9 protein-coding genes and 1 tRNA gene are annotated in these 10,365 nt (G+C 51.8%); all 10 read right to left on the reverse strand.

All coding sequences use genetic code 11. The features are described from left to right. Positions 1 to 301 precede the first annotated feature (301 nt). Positions 302 to 982, reverse strand: coding sequence for a hypothetical protein (locus HMPREF3016_RS02415; RefSeq protein WP_210399779.1), 681 nt, complete (start codon positions 980 to 982; stop codon positions 302 to 304). Between the two features lie 328 nt (positions 983 to 1,310). Then, complete coding sequence (locus HMPREF3016_RS02420) at positions 1,311 to 1,631, reverse strand: HU family DNA-binding protein (RefSeq protein WP_004005969.1); 321 nt, start codon at positions 1,629 to 1,631, stop codon at positions 1,311 to 1,313. 95 nt (positions 1,632 to 1,726) lie between these two features. Beyond that, positions 1,727 to 2,032, reverse strand: a complete 306-nt coding sequence (gene rpsN, locus HMPREF3016_RS02425; protein WP_004005968.1) for a 30S ribosomal protein S14 — start codon at positions 2,030 to 2,032, stop codon at positions 1,727 to 1,729. A 2-nt stretch (positions 2,033 to 2,034) separates the two neighbouring features. Further along, the gene (gene rpmG, locus HMPREF3016_RS02430) at positions 2,035 to 2,205 is read right to left on the reverse strand and encodes a 50S ribosomal protein L33 (protein WP_004005967.1); all 171 of its coding nucleotides are present in this window, start codon (positions 2,203 to 2,205) and stop codon (positions 2,035 to 2,037) included. A 3-nt stretch (positions 2,206 to 2,208) separates the two neighbouring features. Next, a complete protein-coding gene (gene rpmB, locus HMPREF3016_RS02435; protein WP_004005966.1) occupies positions 2,209 to 2,445 on the reverse strand; it encodes a 50S ribosomal protein L28 in 237 nt (78 codons plus the stop codon). A gap of 535 nt (positions 2,446 to 2,980) precedes the next feature. Continuing rightward, a complete protein-coding gene (locus HMPREF3016_RS02440) occupies positions 2,981 to 3,811 on the reverse strand; it encodes an SGNH/GDSL hydrolase family protein (RefSeq protein ID WP_070536358.1) in 831 nt (276 codons plus the stop codon). A 192-nt stretch (positions 3,812 to 4,003) separates the two neighbouring features. After that, complete coding sequence (locus HMPREF3016_RS02445) at positions 4,004 to 4,840, reverse strand: ABC transporter ATP-binding protein (RefSeq protein ID WP_048752851.1); 837 nt, start codon at positions 4,838 to 4,840, stop codon at positions 4,004 to 4,006. Between the two features lie 427 nt (positions 4,841 to 5,267). Next, on the reverse strand, positions 5,268 to 7,424 hold the full coding sequence (locus HMPREF3016_RS02455; protein ID WP_041321961.1) for an acyltransferase family protein: 2,157 nt from the start codon (positions 7,422 to 7,424) through the stop codon (positions 5,268 to 5,270). A gap of 143 nt (positions 7,425 to 7,567) precedes the next feature. Further along, positions 7,568 to 7,644 (reverse strand) — tRNA-Thr (locus HMPREF3016_RS02460). A gap of 323 nt (positions 7,645 to 7,967) precedes the next feature. Next, a complete protein-coding gene (locus HMPREF3016_RS02465; RefSeq protein WP_013398485.1) occupies positions 7,968 to 8,861 on the reverse strand; it encodes a DsbA family protein in 894 nt (297 codons plus the stop codon). Between the last annotated feature and the right edge of the window lie 1,504 nt (positions 8,862 to 10,365).

The raw sequence follows: 10,365 nt of genomic DNA on the forward strand, positions 1-10,365 counted from the left end.
AGGTCTCCATCCTCCCGACATACAAACCCCTGCTCCACAAGGAAAAACTTCATTCGCGCATCAAGAGTCATACACTCAACGACAAGAAATGCCGGAGCACAAGAAAACTCAGCTTAGTAGAGTATCACCCGAGCAGTCGACCACAGAGATCTTTGTGCAAGGACCATTTGATTTATAGATATTTTGAGAACAGGGTGAAATACTTATAAAGTTTATATATAAAGTATTTAATAATACTTACATATTTATATCATTTATAGTTATATATTGTGTATACCAGTTTTCCGCACAGAACCGCGTCTTAACGCGGAGCTGCAGGGGCTACCGGAGTTGCCGCCTCCGGATTATTGGGTTTTCCAGGAATTGCAGGGATTTCAGGCCGGTCTTCTTCATCCTCAACAATGCCATTCTCGGAGACTGACCACGAGCCGTCGGCATTAACCGTAATAACCTCGCCGTCATGGTCGGTCTGGGTCCATGCGCCGCTTGCGCTCACTCTAATGACCTCGCCGTCGCTCTTGATAACCTCCCACGCGCCGCTCGTCTCAACGGTGATTTTATCGCCTTCGGAGTTCGTGTGGGTCCAGGAACCATTCACATTCACCTTGGGTTCGGTTGGAGATCCACCATTGTTACGTTGCGCGGGCGTATTGTTCCCGCCGGTTCCGGGCTGATTCTGATTAGTATCACCATTCACCGAGCCGCCGGAAGTATTTCCTTCTCCCCCATTACCCTGGGTCGCGGCGGGGGCATGGGCGGGATCTGCCGAAGAGTTAGAGGTTGCCGAAGGTGAAGGTTCCGCAGCCGTACCATGTGTTGAGGGGGATGCAGTCACTGTCACCACGGCGGGAGTCACCGGATCCTGAGGTTCGGAGGATGCACACGCGCTCAACAGACCAAGCCCTGCAAGGGCTAACGGAAGAGCACTATACTTTCTCGGTACGATGGTCACGGTATGTCTTTCTGAGTGTTTCTGTGTCATAACAGGATATATTTTCAGGCTGCAACATTACTTACTACTATTTTAGCTAACCTGATTGAGACTTTTAGGTGACAAGGTGTTGCCCGCTTTTCTTGGGACGAAAGGCATTACAGCGTAATGTTGCGATGCGTAAGATCGACGTGAAGTTCTTAGAAGAATAAAATTCCGTCCCCGGTAGTCTATCCCGTCTTGACAACCTTTTCAAACGGAGTTTGGTATCGGGCGTTATCACGAGACAGAAGCTCTCAGACAGAGAAAACAAACCATAAACATAGGGGCTCCCACCGTGTGGTGGGAGCCCCTATCAGGTCCTAGAAGTCTCAAGAAGTTACTTCTTCTTCTTGGAGGTGGCCTTGGTGGCCTTCTTCTTGGTAGCGACTGCTGCCTTCAGCTTGGAGCCTGCGGTCAGCTTCACACCGTGACCAGCGGGAATCTGGATGGTTTCACCGGTCTGCGGGTTGCGACCGGTACGAGCTGCACGGTCGGTACGCTCGATAGCCAACCAGCCGGGGATGGTGATCTTCTCGCCCTTAGAGACGGAGGTCTCGAAAGCCTGGAACACTGCGTCGAGCACTGCGTTCACGGTTGCCTGGCTCTTGCCAGACTTCTCTGCTACCTCTGCAACAAGTTCGGTACGGTTCTTAGCCATTTGGGGTGCCCCTTCCTGAGACTTATCTTTTTCAGACTAAGTCGAGCTGCTTTTCACGAGGAAAAATAACTCGCCTAGGTACAAAATACCAGAAATTACCAGCTTGACTTAGTAATACCGGGCAATTCGCCACGGTGTGCCATCTCGCGGAAGCGTACGCGGGAGATACCAAACTTCTGGAAGGTACCGCGCGGACGACCGTCGATCTGGTCACGGTTGCGAACGCGGACGGGAGATGCGTTGCGGGGTAGCTTCTGCAAAGCTACACGTGCTGCTTCGCGCTCCTCGGGGGTAGCGTTCTCGTTCACCAGCGTCTTCTTCAGTTCTCGACGCTTCTCGTCGTAGCGAGCTACGATGACCTTGCGCTGCTCGTTACGAGCGATCTTTGACTTCTTAGCCATTCTTAGCGCTCCTCTCGGAAGTCAACGTGCTTGCGAACCACGGGATCGTACTTCTTTAGCACCATACGGTCAGGATTATTGCGGCGATTCTTACGGGTTACATAGGTGTACCCGGTGCCTGCAGTGGACTTGAGTTTGATAATAGGACGCAGGTCCTTAGCCTTGGATGCCATGTACTAGATCTTCTCCCCGCGTGCGATGATTTCTGCGACCACGGCATCAATGCCACGAGCATCGATAACCTTAATGCCCTTAGCGGACACGTTCAGGGTCACCTTACGGCGAAGCGAAGGAACCCAATAGGTCTTCTTCTGAACGTTCGGATCGAATCGACGCTTATTGCGGCGATGCGAGTGCGAAATGCTGTGTCCAAAGCCGGGAACAGCTCCGGTCACCTGGCAGACTGCTGCCATGTTTCACTCCTTATTGATTGACTTTTCTGACGGATGCGCAGTCGATGTTACTCGTACGTCCCGTCACCAATGTAGAAGCACCGGGTTATTCTCCGGGCTAGAGTGTTTGAGACCGGCATCTGGGTGAGATCCAGATGTCAATCCCCGCCGCGGGAAAAACGGTGAAGCATAATTTAGTGTCGAGAGGCGTTTCCACCACTACGAACAGCGTTAAATTCTAGGTAAATCCAGCAACTCACGCAAGCCTGCACGCCAGAAACTCCCCTTAAAAACCAAGGATTTTTTGGATTTTGAGGGGTAACCATTTGATACAGACTTCTTCCGGGCACGCCGAAAGGTCGCGATAGAGTTACCCGCTTATTCTACCAGTTCTCGCTGTTTCCTCAAGTCACAAGGGAGTTTAAGGTAGTTCATGACGAAGTTTTCATCCCTTGTCGATATCCATGTGACAAACGTCTAATTACATCGTTGAAATTTTAAATGTGAGATTAACATCTTAACTCGTAGAAACCCGTATTTTACGGCATACGGCAGGTTATTCTTCGAGTTCTACCGGCTCGCCAAGACCAGCGGCAGGAACCAAATTCGGGTACCTCGCGCTTAGTCCATCCCCCAAACTGCGCCCAGTCAGCTGCCGGCCCATCCAAGGCAGAGCATGCGTTCTTACCCAATACGCACTTTCGGCAACTCTCTCACGCAGCGGCGGAGGCTCTTCTTCACCGGCGATAAGGTCCACATCCTGCGCCAGATGCCCCAGCCCAAGCTGCGTCAGCACATGGTATGCGAAGCGCTGATGCCCCAACTCATTCATATGCAGGCGGTCGTCAGCCCACAGCCGCCAGTCCAGAAAATCGTCCATACGCCAGTAATCGATAATGTGCACACCGTATTTATCCGCCACCGTACGCAGAAGCTCGTTATACAGGGCGGTACGCGGGCGGGTCCGAGCAAAGGGTCCCTCTCCCTTCACGTCCAGACCCGTAATTGTCAGAACCTCGATTCCTTCCGCGCGCAGAGCCGCAAAGGCTCGCTCTGCGTGCGAGATAATCTCATCTATATTCACGTTTAGGCTAATAATATCGTTGCCGCCGCCGTAGAAGCTAACGAGGTTCGGTCTCAGTTCTAGGGTGGCCTCCAGCTGCTGCTCAACGATCTGGTGCATCAAAAGCCCGCGGATCGCCAAGTTAGCGTACTGCGCCTGAGCATCGACTGAGCCGATAGTTTCCGCAACGCGATCTGCCCAGCCGCGCACCTGGTTGGGACGGTCGGTATCGACATCACCCACGCCTTCGGTAAACGAGTCGCCCATTGCCACATAACGCACAGGTTCGCCGTGCAGTCTGGCATTTTTATCGAGTTTGAGCATGGTAGGTACTTCCTAACTTTTGGTTTTATCTACCCGCCAGTATCCCATGAATAATATGTCTGTCTTAGGTATTGACCGCAGACATCCAGCTGCGTGCGGTTTCAGGCAGGGCAAACCAATCGTGCAGCAAACTCAAACATACCGTAACCGCGTTTTGTTCGGGTTTCTCGCTCCTGTTTTATAAGCCTTATTTCACGGGTTCACGTCGTCCAGTATCTTCTGCGAAGCGTGCGCAGACCGATGATGCGGCACCACCACCACGCTCCCGTCACTAAACGGATCAGCAACCTCGGCCTTGAGCCCAAAAATATCGTTAAGATTTCTGGAGGTCAGCACCTCGTGAGCAGATCCGCGACTGACGATCTGCCCGTCCTTCATGGCAATTAGATAGTCTGCAACGCGAGCGGCAAGATTCAGCTCGTGCAGCACCATAATCATGGTGGTTCCGCGTTCTTCGTTCAGGTCCGCCAGTAAATCCAGCAGCTCCACCTGATGTGCCAGGTCAAGGTACGTGGTCGGCTCATCCAACAGCAGAATATCGGTCTCCTGCGCAAGCGCCATCGCAATCCACACACGCTGGCGCTGACCGCCGGAAAGCTCGGTTACTTGGCGTTCGGCGAGCGACATCGTATCGGTGGCCTCTAGGGCCCAGGCTACCGCCTCATCATCTTCGGCACTATTACGTTTGAAAAGCCCTTGATAGGGGTAGCGCCCCCGCGAAACCAAATCGGCAACGGTAATGCCTTCAGGCGCAATAGGATGCTGCGGCATAAGCCCGACCATGCGTGCGAACCCCTTCATGGAGTACTGATGCGTAGGCTTACCATCGAGCAAAAACTCGCCGTCAAGGGGATGCAAGAGTCGCGAAACACCCCGCAGAAGCGTGGATTTACCGCATCCGTTGGGGCCGATAATGGCGGTGACCTTGCCCTGCGGGAATTCTAAGCTCAGGTCTTTGACGATAGGCTGTGCGCCGTATCCTAGGCTCACGTTGTCTACGCGCAGAGTACGCTCAGTTACGGTTTTCATGATTTACCTTCCTTTCGGTTCTGCACGAGCAACCAGATAAGTATGAGGGTACTGAAGACGCCATAAAAATGCCTACAGAAATTTTATATGCCGGAATAGGTTTGCGGCTGCAGAATCAGCGCATACCACGATCACGGCACCTACTAACACCGGGCCTAAGAGTGTGTATCTTCCTGCGTATGAATGAAAGCTTTTTCATGTCCCGTGTGAAGACCTTAGCCAGAGAGTCCCTTCACCTTCAACGAGCACACGTCGTTCCTTCTCCCCTGCATGATCATGATATCTATATGATGTCTGCAAAATATGCACATGAAACTTCATCGCTGCATAGTAAACGTGCGGCGGCCGCCGTTCACCGAGGCTTCAGACGTACCGATGCCGTGCCTTCCGGTAAGAAGACACGGCATCGTATATTCTTGGCACGTGTTTAGAGCGAGAGCATGCCAGTGGGTATCCAGCCACCCTTGGCGGCGCGTTCAAGCATAGTTTTCGCCATAGTACGCCCGTATGCCTTGCTCACATGGTTCTCGTCTATGTACACGTAGACGTTCCCGACAACCGGTTGGCACATTCCTTCCGGGCAGTACAGGTCAGTCATATCTACCAGCACCGCGCCCTTATCCTTGTATTTGTCAAAGACCTCTTGGGCGGGGTTCTTTTCAGCCAGTTTCTCAGAGACCGGGCGCGCGCAGGATTCCAGGTCGTCTCCCGCCTTCTGTGCGCATTCGTATACGTTGTAGTCGTACCGCGGGTTATCGCGCACACCGACCACCTGTATTCCGGCGTCCGTGAATTTCTTGACCGTTTCCTCCAAGGCCGGGTCGATGCGCTCCTCATTAGACCGCGCCTCCGCGATGGTTGCGATAATCACCACGGTCTGCGGCTTACGCTGCAGAATTTCTTCGGTGACGTCTCGGTTAAACTCGGCGCACTCGTTCGAGGATGATGCATCCTGCTGCGGATACTGGCATCCGCCCAAGAGGATCGACTGCATATTAACTTTGGACTGCTCGGCAACGGGTTTGAACATGGCCATTGCCTGTTCCGCGTGGGAGTTACCGACGACCATCATAAGCGGCGAATCATCTGTTCCGTTCTTCTGCGAAGAGCAGTACTTCTTGAGTGAGTCATGAGAGAGGGCAAAATTGCCTTCGCATTTGCCGTCGCTCAACATCTCGTATTGATTCTTCAAATCACCATTGGGGATAGGGTCGTCGTGCATGAGTGCCTGATCTGTGCCGATGGCGCGAGCACCTAGGTGATTATCGGTTGCAGTCTGGGTCTGCGTTTCTGCCTGAATGCTCGCCTGAGTATTGGAGTAGTTTACCCACGCCTGCGCACCGGCAAGAGGTATTCCTGCCAGTAAAAAGGTTGCGGCCAGGAAGGCAAGCTGATCGGCCCATGTTTTGACCGCGAAAACCCTCTTAAACCGCAGTATTTTCATCAGCCAGGGAATGAAAGGGTCTTTACGGTAACGCAGCGGTTTCTCCACGAACTGGATCAGAACCCAGGCTAAGCCAATAGATACCGCAATAATGGCGGTTCCTTCGAGAAAGTTCACGTGGGGTTTCTCTACAGCGGTGCTGTACAAGATCAGGATGGGCCAGTGCACTAGGTACAGGGCGTAGGAGATATTGCCGAGACTCTGCAGAGGTTTAGAGACCAGCCAGCGGTCTACACCCCACCGACTGTTGGTACGGCCCGCCATAATGACGAGAGCACCTGAAACTACTGGATACAGCGCTAAGAATCCGGGAAAGGAGCGCTGCACGGGCAGGAAGGCGCCACAGGTCACAAGCCCAAAAACGCCGATCCACCCCATGATGACGCGCGCCTTCTCAGGGGCCTTCCATTTGAGGGTTACCATGGCGAGCAGCGTCCCGACAGCAAATTCCCAGAGACGGGTGCGGGTATCGAAGTATGCGAACCCCTGGTTTGTCTCGGTTTCAATAATCGAAAACGTCAAAGATGCCACAAAGACCGTATCGAAAACCAAAATGGTTGTCGTGAACAGATTCCAGCGGAAACGATGCACAAGGTATGCGACCAGCGCGAAGAGCAACGGCCACAGAATAAAAATCTGTCCCTGAATAGACAGCGACCAGAAGTGCTGGAACGGGGTTTTCGATGCCGCGTTTTGCGCATAGTAATCTACCGAGTTAAAAGCAAGATGCCAGTTCTGGTAGTAAAAGAGGGATCCCTTCGCATCCGCGAGCATATCGGCCCAGCGGCTTGGCGGTAGGATAAAAAATGATGCGATGGTCGTTCCCGCGATGGTTACGGTCGCTACCGGAAGCAAGCGTTGGAACACGTGTAGCCAGTATGTGAAGAGGTTAAGCGGCCTGCCCTCGTTGATTTTGCGCATATTCGAGAGTGAGAGCAGGAACGCCGAGATGAATAGAAAGACGTCCACGCCGCCGGATACCCTACCAAACCAGACATGGTATAGCACTACCAGGAGTACTGCGAATGCACGCAGACCCTGAATTTCGGGGCGGAATCCCCGAGTTTCAATAAAGTTTTCGAGGGGGTAAGAGTTTGAGGGTGATGATACAGTCGGGGTTTGCGCCGCTTGCTGATGCATTGCGGGTTGACCTGCTGCCATAATATCGCGTGTCCTGTGCTGCTCTGTAAATCGGTGTGTGGTCTCATATAATGCTAACGACCTGTAAGGGGAAAGTCCCGATTCAACGCATCAGCTGCGTAACGCATGAATCAGGACTTTCGTGGAGCCCCCTACCGGATTCGAACCGGTGACCCTCGGTTTACAAGACCGATGCTCTGGCCAGCTGAGCTAAGGAGGCAACGTCTTCTAGTGTACAGCAAACGCACAGGGATGCTAATTCAAAAGTGGATGTTATGAAAGTTTATCGTGTTCACTGTTTTTATATGTGTCTGCTTAAACGCTGTTTTCCCGTATCACTATACTTTTTGAGTCTTTTAGATTTCGAACTATGTTCATACGGCTCAGAAAATGTTAGACGGTCGATGAGCCTTAACAGAGATGCCCTCTCATGCAAAATCATGCATTGGAATCTTAGACTAGTGTGTCAGTATCCTTTGAGGTTAAAACACAATAGAAAGGATTCGCCCGCAGGCTTAGCGCTTGCGGGCGAATCCTTTTATATTACTGCTGCGGGTTATTGTTATTCTTCTTGGCGTCGATCTTCCCCTGAAGGAAGCCAGTGAAGTCATTGCTGGTGTATTGTTCACCATCCACAAAAACGGTCGGGGTGCCCCCAATGTCGTTCTTCGAGGATTCTGCGGTCACGACATCCACAAGAGAACGCCACTTGTTATCGTTCATATCCGAACCGATATTTGCACCGTATTTAGATGCTATATCGGCGATCTGCTGGTTGTTCAGGTCGCCGGTTCCCTGGTGACTAAACAGTTCTTTCTGGAAGTCCAAAAATTTATCTGCACTCACCTGGTTAGCAACGGCGTATGCGGCGTTAGCGGTACGTGCCGAGTACTGGGTGGGCGAATTCTGATCGAGGAAGGTCAGGTTACGGATTTCGAGTTCGATATTACCCTCTTGAACCTGTTTCTTCAGTTCCTCGCCGTACTGATCCTCAAACTCATGGCAGTGCACGCAATTGTAGTCTTGGAAGATCGTCACGCGCACCGGTTTACCGTTCTTAGAGGCTTCATCCGCCGACTGAACGCCGAGTGGCAGCTTCTTGCCCGCCTGCGGGGTACCATTCACCGAGGGAGTGTAGGAGGCGTTAGAGTCCCCTAGTTCCTTATAGTTACGGGTGTCTCGTGTTGAGGAGTTTTGGACGATTCCGTCCTTAGTCAGCACAATTCCGCCGTACTCATTCGAACTCGCAGGCACAGGACCCGATTCGGGTACTTTATTGTTCTGACCATTGATATAAACAAAGCCAATAACGAAAACAATAACAACGACTACGCCGAGTACGGTAAGTTGTATCCATCGACGGTTCGTCGCGACATTGCCACGCTTTGATTGTTTAGCCGCAATTTGGCGGGCCTTCTCGCGGGCGTCCTGGGACATTGCCTGCTCCTTTATCTTGTGATCGACGCGGTGGATGCGCCTACCGCTAACCCGTTCTAGCCTACCGAAGGTTGTTGGTAGCTGCCAGTCATGGCCAGGTTTTCTACACTTTGTGTCGCGTTCTCACGCTCACAGCTTATTTTACGGGGCAACCACAGTCACCTGCGCTGGCTATAAGCCGCGCGTACCATTATAAGACTCGTTATTCTGCGGGATAGCATCTCAGGATAAACCTAGCGGTATGAGCAAAAGCAGACTTGGTGCCTTATAAATTGCCTCGTTCCCCTATTCTCCGGGTGACATGTATGTATGTGAACCATACCTTTCCAGAGACCCCCGTTTATAGCTCATAAGTTCCACGGATAAGACCCTCATACTGCAAGACTGCGTTACCAAGGAAAGATCGTAGGACAGCTTCGACCGCAGACCGAGTCAGAAGTCGAGGCTAGCAATAAACCCCATATTTACTAAAACAGCTTTTAACCAATTAGTTTCACCCTAAGATTCCAGGGGATACTAGCATGCGATGGCTCTACTACAATCAGCTTAGTTTCATCGGCGATGTCAATGTCTCATGCTGACAGTATCTTACTTGCTTAGCCACAATTTGACGAGCCTTATCACGGGCGCCTTGGGACATCGCCTATCCCTTTATCCTGTATTCACTCCCCTGTGCACTTAGCGGTTATCTACGTTGTGATCCAGCCGTTCTTCTTCATGAGCACCCTGCTAGTGGACAAGCCTCGCAGTACTTTATGGCTACACATGCCACAAGCAGTGTTCCTCAGCGAGCTTCTAGCAGAGTATCGGCACCGTCAAAACCTCCAGAACCGCTATAGCTGTTCGAGTAATCATGCTCTACACTTCCGTCTTGCTTAGGGTTTTAGCGGGTAAGGGATACGGTGTAAGAGCTTCAGAATACGGCCCACAGTTCAGGTTAGGAACATTAGAACAGGCACACATTCTATTCCGTAACCCAATTTTCTGTCTGCATAGACGATATAAGAACGACGCGGCTATGGCGACATATGCCATAATCTGCACCAAAGTAGATCCCGTCGAGCTGTACTTCGTAACAGGGGTGAACGGGAGTATGAATACATGACGTCCCAGTACCGGCTTACATATACAGCTGGAATTGGCGGGTACTTTTACGGGGCTTTGCGTGTTGAAAGCTAATGCTGGTATTCCAGGCGATAAAAGCATAGCTAATTCCGTTGGGTGAATTTGAGGTGTTGAATGGTTGTTGAGACCCCGCAGTTGGTGCATCGTTATCGGGTTTTCCTGCGCTGGTGGTACCGTTTTTCTTCAGAGGTCCGTCAGAGGTAGGGCATCGGTAGCGGAGGTTTTGAGGCCCATTCTTGGGTGTTGTACCGGAGTTAACCACTAATTGAGTGGGTAATATGAGGCTGTCCCGGTATAGCCTACCAAGTCCCAACCGCACTTATGGTCAAAGGGATGCTGCTACCGGGTCGGGGTTGTTTGGTAAAAACCACAATTAAAC

The organism is Rothia sp. HMSC065D02 (assembly GCF_001815285.1).
GTDB classification, from domain to species: domain Bacteria; phylum Actinomycetota; class Actinomycetes; order Actinomycetales; family Micrococcaceae; genus Rothia; species Rothia dentocariosa.